Origin of the sequence: Aeromicrobium sp. UC242_57, from assembly GCF_044452305.1 — a bacterium.
Classification (GTDB): domain Bacteria; phylum Actinomycetota; class Actinomycetes; order Propionibacteriales; family Nocardioidaceae; genus Aeromicrobium.
Window position 1 is genome coordinate 558,411 of the sequence record NZ_JBIOAM010000005.1, and the last position, 23,379, is coordinate 581,789.

The 23,379-nt window shown below is 67.0% G+C and carries 27 protein-coding genes, 1 tRNA gene and 4 pseudogenes; 7 read left to right on the forward strand and 25 right to left on the reverse strand.

Annotated features, from left to right (window positions below; genetic code table 11):
- Positions 1-24: 24 nt before the first annotated feature.
- The 4 genes and pseudogenes from ACHMWU_RS24975 to ACHMWU_RS24990 form a co-directional block, all read right to left on the reverse strand.
- Positions 25-918, reverse strand: a pseudogene (locus ACHMWU_RS24975) (DUF3556 domain-containing protein); the annotation flags it as partial.
- Positions 919-1,019: 101 nt separating this feature from the next.
- A complete protein-coding gene (locus ACHMWU_RS24980) occupies positions 1,020-1,457 on the reverse strand; it encodes a class I adenylate-forming enzyme family protein (RefSeq protein WP_396049211.1) in 438 nt (145 codons plus the stop codon).
- Positions 1,458-1,506: 49 nt separating this feature from the next.
- Positions 1,507-2,430, reverse strand: a complete 924-nt coding sequence (locus ACHMWU_RS24985; protein ID WP_396048090.1) for a class I adenylate-forming enzyme family protein — start codon at positions 2,428-2,430, stop codon at positions 1,507-1,509.
- A gap of 208 nt (positions 2,431-2,638) precedes the next feature.
- Positions 2,639-3,337 carry a GAF and ANTAR domain-containing protein gene (locus ACHMWU_RS24990; protein WP_396048092.1) on the reverse strand — a complete coding sequence of 233 codons (699 nt, stop codon included), beginning with the start codon at positions 3,335-3,337 and terminating at the stop codon, positions 2,639-2,641.
- Between the two features lie 139 nt (positions 3,338-3,476).
- Here ACHMWU_RS24990 and ACHMWU_RS24995 point away from each other — a divergent pair, with 139 nt between their 5' ends.
- Entirely contained in the window at positions 3,477-3,854 is a 378-nt protein-coding gene (locus tag ACHMWU_RS24995) for a hypothetical protein (protein WP_396048094.1), read from the forward strand.
- Between the two features lie 59 nt (positions 3,855-3,913).
- Here ACHMWU_RS24995 and ACHMWU_RS25000 read toward each other — a convergent pair whose 3' ends face one another.
- The 3 genes from ACHMWU_RS25000 to ACHMWU_RS25010 all read right to left on the reverse strand — a co-directional run bounded on the left by ACHMWU_RS25000 (position 3,914) and on the right by ACHMWU_RS25010 (position 5,066).
- On the reverse strand, positions 3,914-4,090 hold the full coding sequence (locus ACHMWU_RS25000) for a sigma-70 family RNA polymerase sigma factor (protein ID WP_396049212.1): 177 nt from the start codon (positions 4,088-4,090) through the stop codon (positions 3,914-3,916).
- Positions 4,008-4,559 carry a sigma factor gene (locus ACHMWU_RS25005; protein WP_396048096.1) on the reverse strand — a complete coding sequence of 184 codons (552 nt, stop codon included), beginning with the start codon at positions 4,557-4,559 and terminating at the stop codon, positions 4,008-4,010. Before ACHMWU_RS25005 ends, ACHMWU_RS25000 begins: the two co-directional genes overlap by 83 nt.
- 297 nt (positions 4,560-4,856) lie before the next feature.
- The gene (locus ACHMWU_RS25010) at positions 4,857-5,066 is read right to left on the reverse strand and encodes a hypothetical protein (protein WP_396048098.1); all 210 of its coding nucleotides are present in this window, start codon (positions 5,064-5,066) and stop codon (positions 4,857-4,859) included.
- A gap of 26 nt (positions 5,067-5,092) precedes the next feature.
- On the opposite strand from ACHMWU_RS25010, the gene ACHMWU_RS25015 reads away from it, so the two are divergent.
- On the forward strand, positions 5,093-5,308 hold the full coding sequence (locus tag ACHMWU_RS25015; protein ID WP_396048100.1) for a hypothetical protein: 216 nt from the start codon (positions 5,093-5,095) through the stop codon (positions 5,306-5,308).
- Positions 5,309-5,425: 117 nt separating this feature from the next.
- On the opposite strand, the gene ACHMWU_RS25020 is transcribed toward ACHMWU_RS25015, so the two are convergent.
- The 6 genes from ACHMWU_RS25020 to ACHMWU_RS25045 all read right to left on the reverse strand — a co-directional run bounded on the left by ACHMWU_RS25020 (position 5,426) and on the right by ACHMWU_RS25045 (position 10,193).
- Positions 5,426-5,743 carry a hypothetical protein gene (locus ACHMWU_RS25020; RefSeq protein ID WP_396048102.1) on the reverse strand — a complete coding sequence of 106 codons (318 nt, stop codon included), beginning with the start codon at positions 5,741-5,743 and terminating at the stop codon, positions 5,426-5,428.
- A complete protein-coding gene (locus ACHMWU_RS25025; protein WP_396048104.1) occupies positions 5,721-6,083 on the reverse strand; it encodes a hypothetical protein in 363 nt (120 codons plus the stop codon). Before ACHMWU_RS25025 ends, ACHMWU_RS25020 begins: the two co-directional genes overlap by 23 nt.
- Positions 6,084-6,473: 390 nt before the next feature.
- Positions 6,474-7,226: a hypothetical protein gene (locus ACHMWU_RS25030; RefSeq protein ID WP_396048106.1), complete on the reverse strand. Its 753-nt coding sequence runs from the start codon at positions 7,224-7,226 to the stop codon at positions 6,474-6,476.
- 14 nt (positions 7,227-7,240) lie between these two features.
- Complete coding sequence (locus ACHMWU_RS25035) at positions 7,241-7,747, reverse strand: FAD-dependent oxidoreductase (protein WP_396048108.1); 507 nt, start codon at positions 7,745-7,747, stop codon at positions 7,241-7,243.
- A 13-nt stretch (positions 7,748-7,760) separates the two neighbouring features.
- Positions 7,761-8,795 carry a Rieske 2Fe-2S domain-containing protein gene (locus tag ACHMWU_RS25040; protein ID WP_396048110.1) on the reverse strand — a complete coding sequence of 345 codons (1,035 nt, stop codon included), beginning with the start codon at positions 8,793-8,795 and terminating at the stop codon, positions 7,761-7,763.
- Positions 8,796-8,855: 60 nt separating this feature from the next.
- The gene (locus ACHMWU_RS25045; RefSeq protein WP_396048112.1) at positions 8,856-10,193 is read right to left on the reverse strand and encodes an MmgE/PrpD family protein; all 1,338 of its coding nucleotides are present in this window, start codon (positions 10,191-10,193) and stop codon (positions 8,856-8,858) included.
- A 38-nt stretch (positions 10,194-10,231) separates the two neighbouring features.
- Here ACHMWU_RS25045 and ACHMWU_RS25050 point away from each other — a divergent pair.
- Positions 10,232-10,765, forward strand: a pseudogene (locus ACHMWU_RS25050) (GntR family transcriptional regulator); the annotation flags it as partial.
- A 124-nt stretch (positions 10,766-10,889) separates the two neighbouring features.
- Here the strand turns inward: ACHMWU_RS25050 and ACHMWU_RS25055 are convergent.
- The 10 genes and pseudogenes from ACHMWU_RS25055 to ACHMWU_RS25100 all read right to left on the reverse strand — a co-directional run bounded on the left by ACHMWU_RS25055 (position 10,890) and on the right by ACHMWU_RS25100 (position 18,744).
- Positions 10,890-12,251, reverse strand: a complete 1,362-nt coding sequence (locus ACHMWU_RS25055; protein ID WP_396048114.1) for an amidohydrolase — start codon at positions 12,249-12,251, stop codon at positions 10,890-10,892.
- A gap of 108 nt (positions 12,252-12,359) precedes the next feature.
- Positions 12,360-12,920, reverse strand: coding sequence for a hypothetical protein (locus ACHMWU_RS25060; protein WP_396048116.1), 561 nt, complete (start codon positions 12,918-12,920; stop codon positions 12,360-12,362).
- A gap of 480 nt (positions 12,921-13,400) precedes the next feature.
- Complete coding sequence (locus tag ACHMWU_RS25065) at positions 13,401-14,618, reverse strand: Gfo/Idh/MocA family protein (RefSeq protein WP_396048118.1); 1,218 nt, start codon at positions 14,616-14,618, stop codon at positions 13,401-13,403.
- Positions 14,615-14,965, reverse strand: coding sequence for an indolepyruvate ferredoxin oxidoreductase subunit alpha (locus ACHMWU_RS25070; protein WP_396048120.1), 351 nt, complete (start codon positions 14,963-14,965; stop codon positions 14,615-14,617). The genes ACHMWU_RS25065 and ACHMWU_RS25070 overlap by 4 nt, the downstream gene beginning before the upstream one ends.
- Before the next feature lie 88 nt (positions 14,966-15,053).
- Positions 15,054-15,191, reverse strand: a complete 138-nt coding sequence (locus tag ACHMWU_RS25075; protein WP_396048122.1) for a hypothetical protein — start codon at positions 15,189-15,191, stop codon at positions 15,054-15,056.
- Positions 15,188-16,198: an NAD(P)/FAD-dependent oxidoreductase gene (locus ACHMWU_RS25080; RefSeq protein ID WP_396048124.1), complete on the reverse strand. Its 1,011-nt coding sequence runs from the start codon at positions 16,196-16,198 to the stop codon at positions 15,188-15,190. Before ACHMWU_RS25080 ends, ACHMWU_RS25075 begins: the two co-directional genes overlap by 4 nt.
- 24 nt (positions 16,199-16,222) lie before the next feature.
- Positions 16,223-16,984 (reverse strand): amino acid ABC transporter ATP-binding protein, encoded by a 762-nt coding sequence (locus ACHMWU_RS25085; protein ID WP_396049213.1) that lies wholly within the window; start codon positions 16,982-16,984, stop codon positions 16,223-16,225.
- Between the two features lie 285 nt (positions 16,985-17,269).
- Positions 17,270-17,389 (reverse strand): annotated as a pseudogene (locus ACHMWU_RS25090) (ABC transporter permease subunit); the annotation flags it as partial.
- A 128-nt stretch (positions 17,390-17,517) separates the two neighbouring features.
- A pseudogene (locus ACHMWU_RS25095) lies at positions 17,518-17,886 on the reverse strand (ABC transporter permease subunit); the annotation flags it as partial.
- Positions 17,887-18,744, reverse strand: coding sequence for an ABC transporter substrate-binding protein (locus ACHMWU_RS25100; protein ID WP_396048126.1), 858 nt, complete (start codon positions 18,742-18,744; stop codon positions 17,887-17,889).
- 356 nt (positions 18,745-19,100) lie between these two features.
- On the opposite strand from ACHMWU_RS25100, the gene ACHMWU_RS25105 reads away from it, so the two are divergent.
- From ACHMWU_RS25105 to ACHMWU_RS25115, 3 genes are all read left to right on the forward strand, one after another.
- Positions 19,101-19,580 carry a hypothetical protein gene (locus ACHMWU_RS25105; protein ID WP_396048128.1) on the forward strand — a complete coding sequence of 160 codons (480 nt, stop codon included), beginning with the start codon at positions 19,101-19,103 and terminating at the stop codon, positions 19,578-19,580.
- A gap of 140 nt (positions 19,581-19,720) precedes the next feature.
- Positions 19,721-19,903, forward strand: coding sequence for a hypothetical protein (locus ACHMWU_RS25110; protein ID WP_396048130.1), 183 nt, complete (start codon positions 19,721-19,723; stop codon positions 19,901-19,903).
- Between the two features lie 303 nt (positions 19,904-20,206).
- On the forward strand, positions 20,207-20,908 hold the full coding sequence (locus tag ACHMWU_RS25115) for a DUF3800 domain-containing protein (protein ID WP_396048132.1): 702 nt from the start codon (positions 20,207-20,209) through the stop codon (positions 20,906-20,908).
- 218 nt (positions 20,909-21,126) lie between these two features.
- On the opposite strand, the gene ACHMWU_RS25120 is transcribed toward ACHMWU_RS25115, so the two are convergent.
- Both ACHMWU_RS25120 and ACHMWU_RS25125 read right to left on the reverse strand, forming a co-directional pair.
- Positions 21,127-21,199: transfer RNA gene (locus ACHMWU_RS25120), tRNA-Arg, on the reverse strand.
- A 354-nt stretch (positions 21,200-21,553) separates the two neighbouring features.
- Positions 21,554-21,706 (reverse strand): hypothetical protein, encoded by a 153-nt coding sequence (locus tag ACHMWU_RS25125; protein ID WP_396048134.1) that lies wholly within the window; start codon positions 21,704-21,706, stop codon positions 21,554-21,556.
- A 138-nt stretch (positions 21,707-21,844) separates the two neighbouring features.
- On the opposite strand from ACHMWU_RS25125, the gene ACHMWU_RS25130 reads away from it, so the two are divergent.
- The gene (locus ACHMWU_RS25130; protein WP_396048136.1) at positions 21,845-23,203 is read left to right on the forward strand and encodes a hypothetical protein; all 1,359 of its coding nucleotides are present in this window, start codon (positions 21,845-21,847) and stop codon (positions 23,201-23,203) included.
- Positions 23,204-23,379: the final 176 nt, after the last annotated feature.

A 23,379-nucleotide genomic window follows, 5' to 3' on the forward strand; every position in this document is an offset into this window, starting at 1 on the left:
CACCATGGGCAGCACGAGCTCGACGACGGTGCCGCCGATGTGCGCCAGGGCGCTGCTGACCTTCGACGGCCGGATGTCGCGCGGGAAGTCGCGGTACAGCGAACGCTTGAAGCGTCGCGACGTGATCCAGGGGGTGTTGCTGACCATGGGGGCGACGACGCTCGTGAAGTTGTGCCCGAACTTCGACACCCCGGCGCCCATCCAGATCACGACCATCGCGATCTTGGCGGCCACGATGATGTCGACGAGCGAGCTGAACGTCGCGAAGCAGAACAGGATCAGGATGTACTGCTCCGACCTGGCGGCCAGGAACACGGTCTTGTCGCGCAAGCCCATCAGCACGATGAGCACGAGGTAGGCGCCCACACCCCACACCGGAAGCAGGCCCGGCTCGACCGGGAACGTGTCGGACGTGACGCCTGGGCCGACCAGCAGGTAGGCCAGCACCGCGAGGATCGCCCAGTAGACCGCGACGTCCCACGTGGTGCGCTCGTCACCCTTCGTGAACGGCACCTTGCCGGGCCACGGCGGCACCCGCAAGGTCCGGCGCCGCGTCCAGTACAGGCAGCCGCCGATGAACGGGCTGAACTTGAAGGCCAACGGTCCCGACGACGAGGCGAGACCCAGGATCTCGAACAGGATCGTCCAGACCATGAGCTTCTCGTAGACGATCGGCTGGTCCCACCACGACGTGAAGTCGCCGAAGCCGCCCAGTCCGGGAGTCGTCAGCCCCACGACGAGGACCCCTCCCACGACGAAGAAGATCAGCTTGAAGACGTACAGCAGGTGCAGCTGTTTCGGCCCGCCGAAGCCGTACTCGCACCAGTGGATCGCGAGCAGCTTCATCCGGTCCATGAACGGCAGCGAGCCGAACTCGGCCGGGTCTACCGGCGGCATGTCGGCGGTCTTGAGTCCCATCAGATATCTCCTTCATCACGGCATACGGGCAGGGCGCAGTGCCGCGGGTCGGTGTCGCGGCTGGCTGGTGTCGCTAGGTGGTGTGGCGGGTGCTGCGCGGATCAGGCGGGCTGTGGGTGCCAGGACCGGCGCAAGCTGGGTTTGTCGATCTTGCCCACCGGGTTCTTCGGCAGGGCGTCGACGATGGCGATGCTCTCAGGCACCTTGACGCGAGTCAGGTGCGAGCGGCAGTGCTCGATCAGGTGCGTCTCGGTGAGGTGCGCGCCGGGATAGACCGTCACGTAGGCGACGGGCACCTCGCCCAAGATCGGATCGGGCCGGCCGACCACTGCTGCCTCCAGCACGACGTCGACCTGCGCCAGGACTGTCTCGATCTCCTTGGGATAGATGCTCTCCCCGCCCCGGATGATCATGTCCTTGACCCGGTCGACGATCGACAGGTAGCCGTCCTCGTCCAGTCGTCCGACGTCGCCGGTGTGCAGCCAGCCGTCGACGATGGTGTCGGCGGTCGCCTCGGGCTTGCCGAGGTAGCCCCGCATGACGGTCGGCCCACTGATCAGGACCTCACCGGTGTCGCCAGTGGGGACGTCAGAACCGGCATGGTCGACGACCCGGATCTGCTGCCCCGGCAGTGCCGGTCCCGACGGTGCCGAGCTTGCGCACCCCGTCGACCGGGTTGCAGGCTGAGGCGCAGGTGCCCTCGGTGAGCCCGTAGCCCTCGACCATGACGAACCCGAAACGGTCCTGACAGCGCTGGAGCAGCTCGGCAGAGACCGGTGCGGCACCGCAGACGACGAAGCGCAGCGACGAGGTGTCGGGGCGGACGTCTTCGGGCAGCGCGGCCAGCAAGGCGTAGATCGTCGGGACTGCCGAGAAGTAGGTCGGCCGCAGGCGCTCCACGTGACCGAAGAACGTGCTGGGCGAGAACGAGCCGACGATCGTCATGCGTGCCCCGCCGACCAGCGGGGTCAGGGTGCTGACGACGATCGCATTGACGTGGAACAGCGGCAGCACCAGCAGGCAGTGATCGTTCGGAGTGATCTGCAGGTGCGATCCCATCGAGAACGTCATCGCCTCGAGATTTCCGTGGCTCAGCATGACGCCCTTGGGCAGACCGGTCGAGCCGCTCGTGTAGATCAGCAGTGCGGTGTCGTCGAGGTCCAGGTCGACCGGCGCGGGTGCCGGGGCCGTGACATCGGTCGCCAGGTCGTCGACCGCGATGGCCGGACGACCCGCGGTCGGAGCCTCAGGTCCGGCGTTGATCACGAGCGCCGCGCCGGAGTCGATGATCTGGTGATCGGCCTCCGAGGCGGTGAAGACCGGGTTGATGGGCGTTGCGCAGCCGCCGAGGCGCCAGGCGGCGAAGATCGCCAGGATCAGCTCGACCCGGTTGGGCAGCATGATCGCCAGGACGTCGCCGCGACCGAACCCGCGGGCGGCCAGCTGTTCGGCGATGGCCTCGACCCGTTCTTCGACCTGGCCGTACGTCAGGTCGGACCGGTCGTCGGCCAAGCACGGTCGGCCATACCTCTGTGCGGGTTGCTGCCAGGGCAGGTAGGGGAGGTCCACAGCTGGCACCCTTCGTCGTTGATGTGATCTACGACACTAGGGACTCAGGAGGGACGCGCCCACGTCCCGGCACCACGAACTTCGACCCCGCCGTTGTGCACGATGCACAAGGTGCGCCCGGCGTCTCGGCCGAGAAGTCAGGGGTGGTGAATCAGGCGTCAGGCCCGACCGCGAAGTCGGCGTCGGGATCGGCCCGGTTCGCCACGACCCACTCAGCGATGTTGCGCAGCTTGACGTTGTGGGTCTGCGACTGGCGGCGCAGGAACTCGAACGACCGGTCGGCGTCGAGGTCGAACCGCTCCATGAGGATGCCTTGTGCCTGGCCGATGAGCTTGCGCGCATCGATCGCGATCTGCAGGCCTTCCTCGTTGTGCGCATTCGCAATGGCCACGGCCGCATGGCGCACGAAGATCATCGCGACGGCCAGGTCGTCGTCGTCGAAGGCGTCGGGGCGGTCGGCGTACAGGTTGAGCGAGCCGTACCGCCGGGCCTTGGTCTCCAGCCGCACGCTCAGGACACTGCGGATCCCGAGGTCGGCGACTGCCGCACCCCACTTGCGCCAGCGCGGGTCGATGCTGACATCACTCGACGAGTAGTGCGCGGCGCCTTCGATGGCGTCGAGGCAGGGGCCTTCGTCGTGGATCATCTGCAGGTTGTGCGACTCACCCACCCGGTGCGAGGTTGCTGCGGCCGTCTCGATCTGCTGGCGAGCATGCACGAGCATGATCCCCGCGTCGTCGCAGTTCGTGGCCAGCTGGGCGTACTCCGCAATCTTCTCGACCGTCCGCTCGGCGGTCGGCGCTTCGTGCAGATCCAGTGCCATCTGCGCGAAGAACGAAGAGCTGGTCATGGCATTCCCCTCCGGTTCAGAACAGCCAAAAATCGAGTGTATGCAGACAGGACCGTACACGCCCCCCGAGTTCAGTTTGACGGGTGTCTTGCAGGGTACGCCTGGTTTGACAAACGTTCCGACATGTAGGGAGAGCGCGATGTCCACAGGGCTTCATCTACCGGGTCCCGCCGTCACCCTTTTCGGTGATCGCGACGACCTCGACCAGGCGCTCGGGGACGAGCTGGCGCGCCGCGGCTGCAGCACCCACATCATCACGACATCGCTCGGCTGGCTGGACTCGACGACCCATGCGGTGATCCGACTGGGGACTCCCACCGGCGACAAGGCGATGGAGGCGCTCGCCACCACCGACACACCAGCAGCCCACCTGGTGGGGGTCTGTCAGTCGACCACGGACGATGCCGAGGCGGAGCACATCCGGGCGGCGTGGGCGGCGAGCAGCGAGCACCATGTTGCATCGCTCATCTGGCACGAGCCCGTCGACCTGTTGCAGACCACGGTCGACGAGCCGTGACGACGATTGCCGACGAGATCTTCGAGCCCGCCGCCATCACGCCGTGAACCGCCGATGGATCACGCGGCGTCGGCGTAGCCAGCCTTCGTCCGCAAGCCGTCGAGCACCTTGGCCAGGCGACGCGAGACCTGCATCTGGCTGACGCCGACGAGGTCAGCGATCTCCTGCTGCGTCTTGTCCTCGACGAATCGCAGTCGCAGCAGCTCGCGGTCGTCGTCGCTGAGCTGGCGGCACAGCGGACCCACGGTCACCCAGTCGTCGATGAACGAATAGGCCGGCTCGTCCCACCGGATGGTCTCGCCGAGCGGCTGCCTCGACTCGCCCACAGGCTGGTCGAGCGAGGACGGCGAGAAGCAGCCCCGCGCCGCCATGGCCTCGCTGACATCGGTGACGTCGGCGTCGAGCTCTTCGGCGATGTCGGTCAGCTGGGGTACCGAGGCCTGCGTCTGAAGACGGTGCTCGGCCAGCTTGGTGATGTCGGCCTGGAGCTTGCTGGATGCGGCGGGGCGGACGGACGCCCCACCCGTGATCGCGGAAGTACTTCTTGATCTCACCGAGGATCGTGACCGTCGCGAACGGGACGAACTCTCCCCGGTCGTGATGGAATCCCCGGATGGCCTTGACCAAGGCGTAGTTGGCGACCTGGACGAGGTCTTCGCGGTCGATGCCACGGCCGGAATATCGCCCCGGCGAGATGCCGAGCAAGTCCGAGATGGCGACGCACGATCTCGTCCTCGAGCGTTTCGCGCTCGACCGGTGATGCTGACAGTGCTGCTTCGATCAATGCTGCCGTCTCGTTGTGACGGCTGGTGCTGTGCGCTGTTTCGGAATTCACGACGACCCCCTTGGGTCTCGTTCCTGGCGCGGCTTCTGCTCAACCGACTCCACAAACATGTCACTGATCGGTGTGTGAAAGCAAGTCCCATTGGGTAAGAACTAACTAGGAGAACTAGTTCCATCGGGCCATACGGCGAGGCCTGTACCGTGAGAACTGGTGTCCGCTCAGCCCAATCGGAGGAGAAACAGATGGCCATTCGCAAGAAGCAGACCCTGCGCGACAAGCTGGAAGATCACATCGGAGATCTGGCTAGCCAGACCGACGAGCTCCGTCAGCAGGTCGTCGACCGTGCGCCCGGCGTGCGCGATCAGCTCATCGCAGCGCTGCCCGACAAGGATCAGCTGGTCGATCTGCGGGACGACCTGTTCGGACAAGCTGCCGGCCGAGGTGCAAGAGAAGCTTGCCTGAGAGCGTCAAGCCCAAGCGCAAGCGCTTCCGCAAGGTCGCGATCGTCGGGGTGCTGACCGGAGCAGGCGCTGCTGCCTTCGCGATCCTCAAGCGCCGCGGCGACACGCCGCCGGCCTACACGCCGCCGCCGGTTCCGACGCCGCCTCCCGCGGCATCAACGACACCGACTGCTGGCGCGCACGCCGAACAGGCGGCCAAGAGCAGCTGATACCGACCGGCCGATTACTCAATAGTCGGTCAGGTGGGTCACAATGACCATGAGTGGGGATGGGGAGCTCAGCCCATCCCCACTCACTGTTGAGTCCCACTCACTGTTGAGTCCCACTCACTGGCGTGTGATGTCGAGCCGTGCCAGGCGCGGGACGTCACCGGGCTCCAGCGTCACCTGGCAGTCCCACGTCGGCGCGAAGCCGCGCACGATGGCGGGCAGGGAGATCTCCCAGAACGTCGCGGCGTGCTGACCGGCCTGCTCGTCGCGGAACAGCTCGTCGAAGGGCGTGTCGTGCACCGTCGCGGCGAACTTCTCGGTGTCGCACTGCTCGATGTCCGCTTCCCAGATGCGCAGCGGCGCGACGTCGAGGTGCTCGACCAGCGCGGCGGGAGTCAGCTCGGTGCCGGCCTCACGCAGCTGGGCGGCGAGCAAGCTCGCCGCGCTGGGTCGCCCACACGTCGATCGCGCGTTCGAGCACCCCCGCGGGCATCTCGCCGGTCTCCATCGACCGGGCATAGGTCAGGAACCGTCCGGCGACCAGACGACTCGTGCGCTGCAACGCCGAGCGCAGACCCTCGGCCGGGTCGGTATCGGCTCCGGGGTACATCCGTGCGAGCCTCAGACCCAGCTCGGTGGGCTCCCCGGCATCGAAGGCGTCGACCCCGCCGGGCAGCACCCACCTGAACGAGCAGTGGCTGTCGCCCTTCATCAGGTTCGTGGGGATCACCACGATGCCGTCGGGGTGATAGCTGCCGGCGATCGACTGGTGCACCTCGTCGCAGTAGACGTCCCCACCGGTGGAAGCCGGCTTCCTTCCAGGCGAGGGACGCCGGGCAGTAGTGCACGTCGTGCTGGACGTCGGAGGGCGCGTACGAGCCGCTCGACTCCATCTCGTCGGCGACGACGTAGGTGCTGGCGCTGTCCCACCGCCGCATCAGGGTCTCCATGTCGATCGACCCACCCAAGGCGTTGTGCGCCTGACGCATCTCTCGGCCCCGCCAGCTGCCGTACTCGCGCAGGTGACGACGGACCGTCGGCTCGGCCGTGGGCCCGCCGATCGCCAGAACCTCTTCGGTGAAGTGCATGTAGAGACGCGCGCCAGCCTGCAGGATCGCGGTCAGCTGGGCCTTCGCGCCCTCGTCGATCTGGATCTGTGCACCCATCAGCTTGCCTCGCGCTCGCGTTGCTCGTCGGCCCGGGCGGCCGCCTGAAGTTCGTCGACCGACACAAGCTTGACCCGCGGACGCGCGTGCGCGGCCCCCTGGGCGACCTCGACCTCGTCGATCCGACGCCAACCCTCGATCGTCACGGCGTCGGGAGCACGGTCAGCCAGCAGCGCCTCGAAATCGGGGCGCACGCCGCCGTGCGGGACCGCGCCGGACTCGAGGTCGGCGATGATGCTGGCCGAGGTCGCGGTCGCGCAGCGCTTGTTCTCGCCGATGACACCCTGTGGTCCACGCTTGGCCCAGCCGGCGACGTAGACGCCGGGTGCGACCCGGCCGTCCTCGTGCGGGATCCGTCCCAGGTCTTCGGCGAACGGGACATCAGGCAGGGCGAGCGTCGAGAAGCCGATCGCGGTGATCAGCAACGAGCAGTCGACGACCTCGTCGGCGATCCGGACGCCCGTGACCGCCTCGGTGCCGATGACCTCGGTGGGCACGGCGTGGAAGCGGAGCACGAGCCGCTTGGTCGCGAGCGGATCAGGGTCACGCGAGACCGCGTCACGCAAGATCGCGCTGATCTCGCTGTCGCCGTCGAGCTCTGCACCCTCGACGGTCACCGTCAGTCCCGGCAGGGAGCACAGCTCGCGCAGCTTCTGGGGTGAGCACGCTGCCTGGTCGGGTCCACGGCGACCCAGCAGCACGACCTCGTCGATGCTGCTGGCCGCGAGGGCCTCGATCGCGTGGTCAGCCATGTCGGTGGCCGCGATCAGCCACGCGGCGCCAACAGCATCCGCGCACAGTCCATCGCGACGTTGCCGTTGCCGACCACCACGGCCCGTTCGCCGTCGAGTGCGGGGACGAGACCCGCTTCGGCGACTCGGCCGTTGTACCAGCCGACGAACGTTCCGGCGCCCATCACGCCGGGCAGCTCTTCGCCCGGCACGCCGAGCCGACGATCCACTTCGGCACCCGTGGCGTAGACCACGACGTCGAAGTGCCGCGTGAGATCGTCGTGGGTCACGTCGGAGCCGACCTTGACGCCGCCCCAGAAGGCGAAGCCCTCTCGGCCGGCAATGCGGTCGAAGACACGGGTCACGGACTTGATCTTCGGATGATCGGGGGCGACTCCGCTGCGGACCAGGCCCCACGGGGTCAGGTCACGATCGAGCACGTCGACCGTGCACGGGACGGGGCTGCGGCTCAGCAGCTCTCCGGCGACATAGGTGCCGGACGGACCGGCTCCCACCACGACGACCTTGACGTGACCGCTCATGTTCTCGACCTCGTCAGATCTGCGGAACGCCGAGGCGTTCGGCCATCTTCTGGAACTCGACCAGGGGCACGTCCTCGGGACGCACGTAGAGGATCATCTGCGCGCGCAGCGGCGGCAGGAGCCACGGCTTCTGGCTCTCGACGATCTCCTTGTCCTCGAGCTTGATGCCCATGTTGAACTCTTCGATGTCGGCATCGAACGACGGATCCTTGTCGTACGTGCGCGAGAGCTGCGTGAACGTGAGCGTCTCGTTGTAGGAGACCGGCAGGTACACGTTCCAGGTCACCGAGACGCCGACGGCACTGGTCACGACGTTCTTGGTCGACGTGATCGTCGAGATGCTCGTGAACTCGACCTCGGTCGTCGCATCGTCGCCGACGGCGCCTTCGTGGGCGAGGGGGCCTGCGGGCAGCCGGGTGCGGTAGTCGGAGTACAGGACGTTGTCCTCGACCCGCACCGGCACGTCGCCGACGCGCTCGGGCAGCCGCGGCTCGCCGGCCACGCCGAGGGTTCCGGGGTGGACCCACGAGAAGTGGGTGTCGTCGAGCGCTGCCATGACGAGGCGCGGGGCACTGGCAGCCCAGGCGTCGTGCTGCAGGATCTCGTTCTTGTAGTAGTTCTCGTCGTCGAACTCGGGGTAGGGAGGCAGGTCTCCGACGGGCTCTTCGGCCAGGCAGACCCAGACGAGGCCGTAGCGCTCCTGCGAGTGGTACTTGCGGACCCGGGCCTGGGCGGGGATCTTGTCGCTGGCACGCAACGGGATGTCGATGCAGCGACCCGACTTGTCGTACGACCAGCCGTGGTAGCGGCAGCGCAGGGCCTTGCCGCCGTCGGTGACGTCGCCCAGCGACAGCGCAGCGCCGAGGTGGCGGCACACGTCGGGGAATGCGGCGATCTCGTCGTCGAGACGCACGACGGTGATCTCCTGGTCAAGGATCTTGATGCGCACCGGCTGGTCCAACAGATCCTGAGAGCGGATCACGGGATGCCAGAACTGCTCCATCGCAATACGGAATTGCTCGATCGCTTGTGCATCGGGCGTTGTCATGCCACCTCCAGGTCAAGATTGGATCCAGGATTCAATCCTACACACAAGGAGGGTCACGATCTACCCGGATGGCAAGGCAGCCCAGAAGCTCTCGGTGTCACCGCCCGGAGACAGGGCCGCGACCAGGTCGGTCGACGCCGGTCCGACCAACGACTCGACCTTGGCGGCGAGGTCCTGCTCGGTCAGCGGACTCGACACGTCGCCGCGCGCAGCCAGCCGCGGCTCCAGCTCGAGCACCCGTCCGTCGCGCAAGGTCAGCTGCAGCTGGGTCGCGTAGTGATCGGGCAAGAATGCGTCCAGCTCGGGGGCGTGCACGACCGTGACTCGGGCAGCGATGTCGAGCAGCGCCGGGTCGGCCAGCCGCTCGTCGCACATCTGCGCCGGGGTCACCTCGCCGTCGGCCAGCGCAGCCGCGACGACCCACGGAAGGCTGTACTGAGCGTGCTCGAGCGTCGGCGGGCGTTGATAGTCCAAGAACGTCGCCTGCGCGTGGGTCGCGACCCGGACCGACGCCACGTCGGCTGCCTCCAAGCCCGCGCCCAGCTGCTCGAGGAGCACGTCTGCGGCGGTGTGGGTGTAGCGGCAGGCGGGGTATGGCTTGAGATAGGACTGCTCGATCTCGAACTCGCGTCCGAGCGACAGCACGAAGGGGACATCGGCACCCGGCGCGTCGAAGGGGGTCGCCGGGAAGATCCCCGGCATCTTCGGGACCGGCACGCCCGACGGCAGCCGCATCAGGCCGCGCTCAGCCATCAAGGCCGCATTCAGACCGGTTGCCGCCGACCAGCCGATCGCCTCCTTGACCATCGGCAGCTGCAGGGCCGCCATGGGGGCGTGAGCCCAGGCGATCACGGCGGCACGGCGTACGGTGTCGGCATCGCCGCCGCGGACCTTGGCAGCGGCGACGGCCGCGCCCACCGTCGCAGCCGTGCCGGTGCAGTGCCACTGGCCGGCAAGCGTCTCGGGGAGCAACAGGTGGGCCAGCCGCACGGCGACCTCGTAGCCGGCGACCTGCGCCGTCACGACGTCCTCGATCGGCACCGGGGAGTCGGAGGCCGCGAGCAGCACCGTCGGCACGATGACCGACGAGGGATGGATCGCCCCTCCGCGATAGTGGCCGTCGTCATAGTCCAGCGCGCTCGCCCGCATCCCGCTGACGAATGCGGCGGCTGTGGCGCTGACCGGCGAGCTGCCTGGCTCGCGACTCCCCAACGCTACGTACCGACCCTGCTCGCCTGCCATCGCAGCCATTCCCGTGCGAGCCGCCAGCGTGCGCTGACCTCCGAAGGCCACCGCGACGGTGTCCCTGAGCGCCTGATGAGCCCGTGTGCGGGCCGGCTCGGGGATGTCTTGGTGTGTGAGACCCGTCGCGAACTGCATCACCCTGTCTGTTGACACTGCTAATCTCCTTGGATCCAGGATTCGATAGGAGCATCATGCCGGTTTCGCCCTCCTTCCAGAAACCGCCGACCCAGGTAGAGGCCGTGCTGCACGAAGTGCGGCGGGCGCTGCTGGTCGGCGAGTTCCCCGTGGGCGGACGCGTCAACGTCGATGCGATCTCCAAGAGCCTGGGCGTCAGCCGCGCGCCCGTGCGCGACGCCTTGCGCATCCTCGAGGGCGAGCACCAGGTCGAGTACGAGCCGCACCGCGGCTACGTCGTCCCCCGCCTGAGCCTCGAGGCGCTGTTCGACCTCTACCGCACCCGCGAGCTGCTCGAGGCCGAGGCAGTCGCCCGCACCGTCCCGCAGCTGACCGACGCCGACATCGCCTCGATGCGTGCGGCCTGCCACGCCGCCGACGCGGCGCTCGCCTCAGGCGACCGGGTCGCTGCGACGTACGCCAATCGCGACTTCCACTTCTCGCTGTGCACCCACCCCGACCACGTGCAGCTGCTCGGCGCGATCCAGCAGGCCTGGAACGCCGATGCCTACCGCTCGCTCTACACCTCCGACACCACAGCCGCGATCGCCAGCGCGCAGGAGCACCACGCGATCGCCGACGCCGCCGAGGCACGCGACGTGCGCGCCGTCATCAACCTGCAGAACCTGCACCGCGACGGAGAGCTGGCTGAGCTGCTGCCGCAGCCGCTCGACGTCAAGCTCGACATCGACGACCTGCTGGCCCGCAAGCCGTGGCGCTCGGTGCTCGACAGCTCAGCGATCCTGCCGACTGACCGACGCTCGGGGCCGTCCTGCCCAGTACCTGCACCGCGGCGAGCAGCAGGTCCGAACCGATCTCCAACGCATGTTCGTCGAGGTCGAAGGTCGACTCGTGATGGCCGATCTCCGGCGTGCTCCCGATCAGGACGTAGGCACCTCGCCCGCCAAGCGCGCGGACCCGGTCGATCAGCCATGACGCGTCGTCACTGCCGTTGTCGGGAGCGGCTCGCCACACCTCGCGCACCGACGGAACCTGCTCAGCGAGGTCGGCGAGCTGCTGGGCCAACGACTCGTCCGACACGACGGCCGGCGCCTGGCCGATCAGGTCGACCGTGCACTCGACTCCGTACGTCGCTGCACTTCCCTGCAAGGCCTGCACGACGCGAGCACGAAGGTCCTCGCAGGCCTGCGACTCGTCGGCCCGCACCTCGAGCGTCATCACAGCGTGCGAGGGCACGACGTTCGAGGCGCCCTCGGCATGCAACGAGCCGACGTTGGCCCGCACCGAAGCGCTGCCATGCTGCGGCAGCGTGTGCACCGCCAACGTCGCCGCAGCAGCGGCCAGCAGGGCACTACGGCCCCGCTCGGGGGGACGCCCCGGCGTGCGCCGCGGTGCCGTCGAACGTCGCCCGGCAGCTTCGCGGACGCCAACGAGCCCCCGCGTGTCGGGGCTGATCGCGCCCGTCGGAACTCCCACGCCGAGATGTATGCAGATGACGTCGTCGACATCGTCGAGGATGCCCGAAGCCGCCACGGCGCGGCCCCCGCGAAGCCCCTCCTCGGCTGGCTGGAACACGAGCTTGACGGTGCCGGCGAAGTCACGGTCGGCGAGACGCGCAGCGAGGTCGAGGGCGATCGCGACGTGGCCGTCATGACCGCAGGCATGCATCAGGCCCGGGCGGGTGGACGCGAATCCGAGCGCACGGGGCGGATGGCTCGCGGCGCGCGACTCCTGCACCGGCAGCGCATCCAGATCGGCTCGGATCGCCACGACCCGACCGGGACGACGACCCGTCAGGGTCCCGACGACAGCCGTCATGCCGTCCCGCAGCGGTTCGAGGAAGGTCGCCGGGACTCCCCACGTGACCGCATCGGCCCAGGCCGTGTCGAGCTGTTCCTGCGAGGGCAGCCCCATCCGGAGGGCCGGATCCATGACCTCGGGTCCCGTGCTGACCGACCAGCCCAGCTCGGTCAGGCGTTGCATCACGAGGGCTGCCGTCGCGTACTCCGTGAAGCCCAGCTCTGGGTGGGCATGCAGGTCGCGGCGCAGGTCGACGACGGACGGCTGGTCGGTCATCGACTCAGCACATCAGTCACGGTCGGCTGACCGGCCGACACGACGACCCGGCCACCGAGCACGACCGTCATCGACGACCGTCCGGCCGCAGGGTCGACCACGACAAGATCACCATGAGCCCCGGGCTCGACCCGGCCGGCGGCAGTGAAGCCGTTGCGGCGGGCCCGGGTTCTCGGCGAAGACCCCGGCAACCTCCTGGGCCGTCAGGTAGCCGTCGGCGAGGCACCGCAGCGCGACATCGAGCAGGAGACCCGGCGTGTGCACCACCAGGCGGTCGCCGTCGGGATGTGACCCGCCCGAGTCCGACGACGCGGTCGGCTGGTCGAGCGGCACACGCGTGACCAGGGTCTTGAGCGCCAGCTCGGGGGCGACCGTCCCGGCGAAGTAGTCGGGGGTGATGCAGGCCGTGACGTCGAGGTTGACCCCGAGACCGGCCAGCTCGATCGAGCGTTCGAGCACCGCGGGGTTCCAGTTGACGTGCGTCAGGGTCAGCAGCCCGGGAGGGACACCGTGGCGGGTCACCACCTCCTCGACCAGGTCGAGGCAGGCCGGGTCGGCGCCGATGTGGATGTGCACGACGCCGGGCTTGCCGGACGTGCGTGAGCCGGCGGCGACCGCAGCGCAGAGGTCGGCCAGCTCGCGGGACGTGTTGACCGCGCCCCAGCTCACCGATCGCGATCTTCAGGCCGCGCACCTCGGAGACCAGCGCGACGTCACGACGCACCTGGCCGGTCAGCGTGACGGGCGGGGCACTGATCTCGCCGGTCAGCATCGACGCTCGCAGGCCTTGCGCCTGCAGCGCACGGACCCGCGAGAGCAGCGACTCGGGGTTGCGCACGACGGTGTCGTGGCCGAGGACGCCGACGAGCGACGTGATGCCACCGGTCGTGAACTCCTCGAACATCAGCGGCAGGTTCTGGCTCGCCGGCCCCTGCCCTCCGCCGCCGCCCGTGGGGTGACAGTGCTGATCGACCAGGCCCGCAAAGACGTCGAGGCCCGTGGCGTCGAGCTCGTGCACCGCGACCCCCGGCACGTCGACCGACGCGATAGTCGGCTCCACCGCCACGATGCGGCCGCCCAGCACCAGGACGTCGCGTCGCGCGGACTCGACGGCCGAGTGCATGCGACCACCGCGTACCAGCAGGCCGTTCACTGGCGGTCCCTGAACGACGCCTGCCAGCTGTCGACCGTCCCGTCGAGGATCTCCGCGATCGACACCTCGCGCCCGGCCCACGACGACTCGAGGATCGCGAGTCCACCGGCCAACGCCGTCATGGCCTCGGGACCTCCGATCTCCGGTGGCCGTGACTCGATGATGCTGCGGGCGAAGTCCCAGATCTCGTAGGCCAGCCCGTACCGCAGCGGCTCGGCAGTCGAGATCGTCAGGTCGTCGGGATCCCAAGTGCCGGCCGGCAACAGCTGGGCCCGCTCCTCGTCGTCCAGTCCGGCGATCCAGTCGACGACATGATCGTGCACGGGTCGACGCTGACCATCGTCGGTCGTGACGAATCCGCCCTGCCAGCCCTCCCAGGTGTCGGATGTCATGCTGCCGCGGTCACCGACGACCAGACGCGATGCCTGGGTACCGCCGTGACCTGCCATCGTCAACGCGAACTGGGCGACGACCCCGCCAGCGAGGCTGACGTTGGCGAAGCACGAGTCGTCAGTCTGGTCGTCCGGCTCGATGCCCGCCGGTCCGGGCACGGCCGGTTCGAGCACGCGAGCCGTGGCCTGCACCGACTGGATGTCGCCGAACCAGTACTGCAGCAGATCCATCTCGTGCACGCCCATCTCGAGGGCAGCCAACGATCCGGCGACGGCAGGATCGCGGAACCACGCACCGCCACCGTCCGGGTGGGCGAACTCCGCCGGAAGCGACAGCAGCGACGTCGAGAAGTACGGACGTCCGATCACGCCGTCGCGCACCATCGCGCGGGCCGCCCGGTTGGACGGGACGCGACGGAAGTTCTCGGCGACGGCGAGCACCAGCCCCGCCGCGTCGGCCGCCGACTGCATCGCGCGAGCATCGTCGATCGTGATCGCGATGGGCTTCTCGACCAGCACGTGCAGCCCGGCCGCGAAGGCCGACTCGGCCACGACCCGGTGGATGCCGGTCGGCACCGCCAGGTGGGCTGCGTCGACGTCACCGGTGGCGAGATCGGCAAGGTCGGCGACGTCGTCGAGCGTGACGCCGGTCAGCGACTCGTACAGCTTCACCGCAGCCGCCCGTCGCCCTTCGTCGCGGTCGCACACGAAAGCCAGCTCGACGTCGGCGACACCGTGGTTGCGCAACGCAGCATAGGCGCGCACGTGGCGCATCCCCATGCCTCCGAGCCCGACCAGGACGACCCGCACCAGGCTGGTCATGCTTGCGTCTTCTGCGCGATGAAGGCCTGGATGAACGGCGTGTCGACGCCGACCCGGCCGACTGAGCGCGAGTCGCCGGGCGAGCCCAGCGGCTCGCTGCGTCCTGGCAGCACCTCGAGGAAGAAGCGCGCGTTGTCGACGACAACCTCCTGATCGCCGTCGAGCGCATCCTCGATCCGGATGACGGCCTTCGCCGGGCACTCGGTCATGCAGGCGCCGCAGTCGATGCACTCGTCAGGGTGGATGTAGAGCTTGCTGTCACCCTCGTAGATGCAGTCGACCGGACACACATCGACGCAGGAACGATCCTGTACCTCGACACATGCGGTGCCGATGGCGAACGTCATGGCCACTCCTTGTTCATGCTGGGGCCCTCATGCATGCTGGGGCTCTTCTTGTCGTGGATGGCCGAGCAGGTCGACCAGGTGGTGCGGGCTATTCGCGCTTGGCCGCGCGCAGCCATTCACCGGCACCGGCTGTACGGTGCGGCGCGTAGACGCTCGGGTCGATCGCCGGATCGGCGATGCCCGACATCTGCTTGGCCGTGAACTCCGCGACGACCGGCGCCATCATCGTGCCGTGGGCGTCGATCCGGCCAGGACCCACAGCCCCGGCTCGACCTCGCCGATGAACGGCTGGCCGTCACCGCCGGTCGCGTCGGCGTACGCGGTCGTCGTCGAGTGGATGCCGACCTCGGTGAAGATCGGGGCCCGCACCTCGGCGACTCGGCGAACTCCATCAGCATGTCGTCGACCCCGTACGAGTCCGGCGCATTCGAGCTCGTCACCGTGATGACCGCGCCGTCCTGCTCCCGCTCGGCACAGAAACCGGTCTCCATGTCGATCGTCATCGGGAAGATCTCGTCGGTCAGCACGGGGGTCGTGAAGCCCGAGTGGATCTTCATCGGCGTGATAGGCACGGCGAGGCCGAAGGGCTTGAGCAGCATCGGCGTCTTGACTCCGGCCGCGACGACGACCCGCTGGGTCACCATCGGCTCCGTCGCCTCCAGGGCGCCAGCCGTTGCCGACCTGCGAGATCGAGCGCACCGGCGAGTGGAGCTGGAACTTCACGCCGAGCCGACGGGCCGCCCGGGCCAGGCCGTAGACGCCGTCGGTCGGGTTGACCCGGCCGTCGTTCGGCGTCCAGCAGCCGCCGACAAGACCGTCGGTGCCGATCCAAGGAACTGTGTCGGCGATGTCGTCGGCCGTCAGCATCGAGACCTCGGTCGCGCCGGCCTGTCGTTGCACCTCAGCGGCGGCTTCGAGCATCGCGTACGTCTCGGGGACGCTCGTCATCAGGAGGTAGCCCTCCTGGTGGAACGGGCACGGGTAGTCGAACCGGTCCTCGAAGCTGCGCCAGAAGTCGAGCCCGCGGATGCCGAACTCGACCGCCTGCGGCGTGCTGAACTGCTGTCGGACACCGCCCAGCGAGCCGCCGGTGGCGCCGCTGGCCAGCTCGTCGGCCTCGAGCACGAGGATCCCGTTGCCATTGCCTTCGAGCTCGGCCAGGTAGTAGGCCAGCGAGACCCCGGCGATTCCGCCGCCGATGATCACGGTGTGGAAGCTTGCCTCAACGTCCATGTCTTGTCGTCCAATCTGCTCGGGTCACAGGACCTTGCTGAGGAACTCTTTCGTGCGCTCGTGCTGCGGGGACGAGATGACGTCCTCGGGCACGCCGCGCTCGACGATCAAGCCGTCGTCCATGAAGATCAGCTCGTCGGCGACCTCGCGGGCGAAGCCGATCTCGTGCGTCACGACGACCATCGTCATGCCCGAGACAGCGAGTCCCTTCATGACGTTGAGGACCTCGCTGACGAGCTCGGGGTCGAGAGCCGACGTCGGCTCGTCGAACAGCATCAGCTCGGGCTTCATCGCCAGGGCTCGCGCGATCGCGACCCGCTGCTGCTGGCCGCCCGAGAGCCGCGACGGGTAGGCGTCGCCACGGTGCGCGAGGCCGACCTGAGCCAGGAGCTCGTTGGCCGTCTTGATGGCAGCGGCACGGGACTCGCCCTTGACCTTGATCGGCGCCTCGATGATGTTCTCCAGCACGGTGCGGTGCTGGAACAGGTTGAAGCTCTGGAACACCATGCCGATCGCCTTGCGCTGCTTGGCGATGTCGCGTTCACGCATCTCTCGCAGGTGGGCGCCGTGGCGTTCGTAGCCGATCAGCTCGCCGCCGATCTCGATGCGTCCGCCGTCGATCTTCTCGAGGTGGTTGAGGCACCGCAGGAACGTCGACTTGCCCGATCCGGAGGGCCCGATGATGCACAGGACCTTGCCGTTCTCGATCGTCAGGTCGATGCCTTTCAGCACCTGGTTGGCACCGAAGCTCTTGGTCACTCCCGTGACGTTGACGAGCGTGTTCATGCCTTCACCTCCGGGCGAAATCGACGGATCCGGCGCTTGGCCTTGGCCTGCTGGCCCTTGCTGCGGCCGAGGCGTTCTTCGACCCGGCTCTGGATGAACATCAGGATCGAGGTCAGGACGAGGTACCAGATCGTGATCGTGAACAGCAAGCTCGACGACCTTGAAGTTCGAGGAGTAGACGCCAGTCGCATTGCTCAGCAGCTCGGAGTACGAGACCGCGAACGCCAGCGACGTGTACTTGGTCATGTTGATGATCTCGTTGCCGGTCGGCGGCACGATGACGCGCATGGCCTGGGGCAGGATCACTCGCCGCATGGTCTTGGACTGGGTGAAGCCCAGCGCACGAGCGGCTTCGGCTTGCCCCTTGTCGACCGACAGGATGCCGCTGCGGACGATCTCGCCCATGCTGGCGCCTTCGGACAGGCCGAGACCCAGCACGGCCGCGACGAGCGGGGTGACCAGGTCGTTGGTCGTTCCCTCGTAGAACGGGGAAGGTTGACGTCCTTGATGACCAGCGCGATGTTGAACCAGATCAGCAGCTGGACCAGCGCGGGGATGCCGCGGAAGAACCACAGGTAGAAGTTGGCGGAGGCGCGCAGGACGATGTTGTCCGACAGGCCCATGATCGCCACGATGACGCCGACCGTGACGCCGACGACCATGGCCAGGATGGTCAGCCAGATCGTGCCCCAGAGTCCTTCGAGGATGATGCCCGAGAAGACGTAGTCGGGGATGATCGCCCAGTCGATCTCGGCGTTCGCGAACTGGCGAACGATGATCGCGGCGACGGCCACGATCAGGGCGGCAGAGAACCAGCGTCCATAGTGCCGCCGGGGCAGCACCCGCTCGGCCGACGCGTGGTCGGCCGAGACGGGGTGCTGCTGTGGTGTGGTGGAGTTCATCTACTGATCAGCCGCGGGCGCTTCGGTGCTAGCGGTCTCGACCATGCTCTGCTCGAGGCCCCACTTCTTGGCGATCTCGCCGTAGGTGCCGTCGTCGATCATCGACTGCAGTGCCTTCTGGAAGGCCGGGACGAGCTCGCTGTCCTTCTTGAAGACCAGCGCGTAGGTCGACTTGTCGAAGTCGACGCCCGGAACGGTCTCCAGCTCGGAGTCGCCGATGTGGGTTGCGTAGTCGGCGACGAGGCGAGCGGTGGCCGTGGCGTCCGCGCGTCCCTGGTTCATGAGCAGGACGTAGCCGGCCGAGTCACCGTACTTGACGACCTTCATGGCCGGCAGGTCGGCGGAGTCGCAGTGCTCCTTCGACAGGGCTGCGACGTCGTCGGCGTACTTCGTGCCGCTATGCACGGCGATGTTCTTGCCGCACAGGTCGGCGAACGAGGCGATGTTGCTCGGGTTGCCCTTCTTGACCAGGAATGTGGCCGAGTCGCCGAAGTAGTTCAGCAGGTCGAACTCAGCAGCGCGCTCTTCGTTGTAGAAGATGCCGTTGACGGCGATGTCGTAGCGACCCGCGTTGACGCCGGGCATGATCGTCTCGAACTTGGCGGCCGTCCAGTCGAGCTTGACGCCGAGACGCTTGGCGACCTCGTTGAGGATGTCGGGCTCGTAGCCTTCGATCGTCTTGCCGTCCTTGCCGAACACTTCGTAGGGAGCAAGTCCGACGGAGGTGCCGACCTTGACTTCACCTCCGACGTAGTCGGCTGGCAGGCCGTAGGTGTTCTCTGCGCCGGCTTCCGGCTTCGATGCACCTTCGCTGTCCGATGACCCGCAGGCGGACAGTGACAGGCCAAGAGCCAGCACCGGAGCCAGCAGCTGATCGATGAGGTCTTCCTCAACATGTGATTCCTCTTCTCAATCGCAGACACGCGGGTCTGCCCCCGATGAACTGTGAGAATGAAACTATCCGAGATTGGATCCATGATTCAATCCCTTCGACCAAATTTAATCACGCTGAAACACGGCTGAGCGCAAACGGGCCAAGAAATAAGTCCATCACACCGACAAAAGGCGCGAATCGTCAGGCGCGATGCGCGGGGGCTTGCGACATCTCCTGAGGTTGCGTCCGTGAAGTGGCGCACGCTCGGCCGCGGCGCGCAAACCGATATTCTCCTCCTAGCACGTCAGCGGACGGGCACATCCGGGGAAGGAACACACTCATGGCATCTGCAGATCTGGTTCGGGAATCACAAGATCCCTCCACCACTCCAGCTCGGCTCGCCGAACTGGCCCAGATCGACCGCAGCCTCTGGCCGGCGATCGCCGTGCACCCTGCGGCCTATCCCTCGCTTCTGGACTGGCTCGGGCAGCAGGGTGATCCGACGGTCAACGCCGTGCTGGCATTGCGTTCCGGTTCTTCTGCAGCCGCGCCCACCCCGCCTGCCGCTCCGCCGGCACCACCAGTCGGGCAGACCGAGCCCACCGTGGCGGCGCAGGCTGCCCCGGCGGCAGTCGGGACTACCGGCGACGCAAACAGCAAGAACCTCTGGGTCGTCGGCGGCATGGTCGCCGTCGTCCTGCTCCTGATCGGCGGCGTCGCCTTCGGCGCGACGAAGGTCTTCGACGGAGACGACGACAAGGACGAGGCCACGTCGGCTCTGACGGTCGACGCACCGAGCTGGACGACCCGCCCACCGTAGGTAGCCCCGACACCGACTCCGAGGGCGACGACTCGACGGTCGAGGCGTTCTGCGAGGACTTCCAGGAGGCGCGGACCGCTCTGGCCGGCCAGACCGACGCGGCTCCTGGCTCCGACACCGTCAGGAGCATTGCCGACATCATGAGCGACATCGCCGAGACGGCGCCCGCAGAGATCAAGAGCGAAGTGGGGGTCATGGCCGAGTACTTCGAGGCGGTGGCCGATCCCAGCACCCTCGACACGTCCAAGATGACCGAGCGCGTCGAAGCATTCACCACGGCGGGCAGGAAGGTCTCGACCTACTACTCCACCAACTGCATGTAGCACCGACCGCGTCGGGCAGTCTCGACGCGAACGAGAAGGTCCCGTTCTCCTCCGAAAACAGCTCGGCGGAGGACGGGACTTCTTGCTTCGATCTACTCCTGCACTGCACTTGACGCTCTCGGGACCCCTGTGACCCGACGACATCGTCGCCGACCGGTAAGACGCGGCGTTCACGACGGCACGCACGCGCAGCGGTCCGGCACGCCGCTGCAAGTCAGCAGAGCGCCTCGCGAAGTAGCCTTCGCGAGGCGTTCTTGTGTTAGATCCCCACACACCGACGGATGTCATGGCAATCTCGACGCTGTGCTGCTGACCTACGTCGATGAGTCTCACTCGAAGAACGTCTACTACGTCTGCGGTCTCGCCGTGCATCACGAGGCCATCCGTGGCCTGGAGACCGGCTTGGCGAAAGTCGTCAGCGACGCCATGTGGGAATTCGAAGGCGTCAGCTCGAAGGCCGAGCTGCACGGCCACCCCCTCTTCCACGGCGAAGGCGACTGGCAGGGACTCAAGCCACGCCAGCGAATCGCAATCTACAACCGCGCGTTGCAGGTCATCGCCGAACACGACGTCAAGATCTTTCTTCGTGGCGTGATGAGGAAGCGTCTGATTGAACGCTACGGCGATCGCGCCACGGACCCTCATGACGTGTGCCTCCAACACCTCTTGGAACGAGTCGACGGTTACGCCTGCGGAACTGATCAGGTCGCCTTGGTCATTGCCGACGAATTACACGAGCACGACCGTCGACGCCGCGATCTGACCGACTTCAAGGACTACGGCACCCCCGGGTACCTGAGTTCCACACTTCCTCGGATTGTTGACACGATCCACTTCGCGCCATCGCACCACAGTCGCTTGATCCAGGCTGCGGATCTAATCGCCTTCCTGCACCACCGCATCAAGACTGCCGTTGACACCGACGGACGCGCGATTCGAGCGAACCAGTCGCTCTGGGCCAGAATCGCCCCAAAAGTCGAGCACCAGTGGACGTGGACGCCCTAGGACGCACGAAGGCCCCGGCGACATTCCGTCTACGGGGCCTAAGGCAGGGCGGGAGGCCCTCACGGGCGTCCACAACTCAGACGATAGGGCAGGCGGCTGACAGTTTCAATGAACGAAGCCGGTGCACCTCGTGAGAGATACATGACAGAAGGCCCCCCGATCCAGTAGGTATCGAGGGGCCTTCATCAGCTTGCGCCGGTCATACGACCTGCACTCTGCGCGCCCGAAGGGATTCGAACCCCTAACCTTCTGATCCGTAGTCAGATGCTCTATCCGTTGAGCTACGGGCGCACGCCCCGAAGGGCCTCGCCTACCCTACCGTGGACCTCTCCAGAAATGAAAATCGGGTGAACTCCGTCAACCACCCACGCGGCGAACCAACAGCCCGTACTGTGGTGGATTACGTATTTTCACCGATCCAGGGGAGCACTGCATGAGTACCCGTACGCTGCGTGTCGCAGCGAGCGCAACAACCACACTTGCACTGATTGCGGCTGGCATTGCAGCCACCACCACGACCGCGTCAGCAGAGCCGGTCCTGATCGGCGCACCTTGCCCTGACGTCTACCCGGTGAGTGAGCTCGAACCCTTCCAGGAAGTGACCGGTCTCACTACGGCCGGACGTTACGTCGACAGCCTCGGCGGTCAGCATGACTCCAGCGAGACGCCCGAGACCTTCACCGGCAAGTACATCAACACCATCGAGGACGACTCAGGCGATCTCCTCGTCTTCCAGACCAAGGGCTCGCGCATCACGACCGCCAGCGGTGCCCTCGACGCCGGCATCTGGTCCGGCATGTCCGGCTCGCCGGTCTACGCCGCCGACGGTCGCCTGATCGGTGCCGTCGCCTACACGTTCGGCGAGGACGGCGCCTCCGAGTTCGCTGGCGTCACCCCCGCAGCCGACATGTACGGCTGTTCGACGCACAGCCGCTCGTGGCGCGCGCCGCAGCAGCACCCAAGGCCATCAAGCTCTCCAAGAGCGAGAAATCTGCCGTCGTCAAGCAGGGCGTCCCGTCGTCGGTCGCCGGACAGCTCCGTCGACTCGACACAGTCCCCCAGGTCAGTGTCGGCAAGAGCGTCAAGGGCTCCAACGTCGCCGCCATCGCCCGCAAGGCAGGCGTGCCCACCCCGCGCATCGCCGGCTCCGGCGGCTCGACCCAGAGCCGCGACATCCCGATCGTCCCTGGTGGCAACCTCGCCGCGTCCGACTCGTACGGATCGCTCGGCTCCTACGGGGTCGGTACCGCAACGGCCATCTGCGGCGACCAGGTGCTGGCCTTCGGCCACCCGTACAGCTTCGCGCCCTCGACCAAGGCCATCCACGGCGCTTCGGCCGTCGCTGTCCAGGCTGCCGGCGCCTTCTCCTTCAAGCTGGCCAACCTCGGCGCTCCGAGCGGCTCGCTGCTGAAGGACGGGCTCGACGGCATCCTCGGCAAGCTCGGGGCCGTCCCCAACTACCCCAAGGTGACCTCGACGACCAACGGTCGTCAGAGCATCTCGACGGTTCCCAACCCTGACGCACTGTCGTTCACCGCAGCGATGCAGGCCTACCGCGACTCCACCCTGGTACTCGACCAGGATGCTGGCGGCACGTCAGTCGTCACCTGGAAGATCAACTACACGCGAGCCAACAACGCGCAGCAGAGCTTCTCGCGCACCGAGCGGTACTCGTCGAGCGACTCGATCGGCACCGAGATCACGATGGGCGTCGCAGGCGATATCGAGACGATCTTGGGCAATCAGTTCGAGGACGTGAAGATCACCGGTGTCACGATCTCCAACGCCGTCAGCTCCAAGTACCAGGCCTACAAGATCAAGTCGGTCGACTGGCGCATGGGCGGCAAGTGGGTGCCCAAGCCCAAGTCCGGCAGCAAGGTCAAGGCCCGAGCGGGCAGAAACATCTTGATCCGCGTCCACATGGTCAACGCCGACCGCAAGTCGAACCTTCCTCCCAAGACGAGCATCGTGAAGTGGCGGGTGCCCAAGTCGGCCCGCGGCGCTTCCTTGCTGTCGGTGACAGGCAACTCCTCGAACAGTGACGAGTTCGAGGACTACGAGACGTACAGCGACGGCACGTTCGAGTGCAATGACGACGGCGAGTGCTACATGCTCGACGACGACTCGGCGCCAAAGACCTTCGACCAGCTCATCAAGCAGATGAAGCTGCTGCCGCGTCAGGACGAGTTCAACGCGTCCTTCACCCTGGCCAGCGGACGGTCGTACGACCGCACGCGTCGCGTCCCGGCCACAGTGACGGGCAGCTTTAACCTCAAGCTCAACATTCGCAAGTAGCGCGTCCGCACGATCACCTCGTCAGGCCGGGAGCAGCACTGCTCCCGGCCTGACGTACGTGTGACTATGTTCACCCGTCTGCTCATGTCAAAGGCCGAGACCGCCGCGTAAAGTCATCTGAATCGTCATCGCCCGTCGGTGACGATTTTCATCACACATCAGCTGCCCAGGGCCCC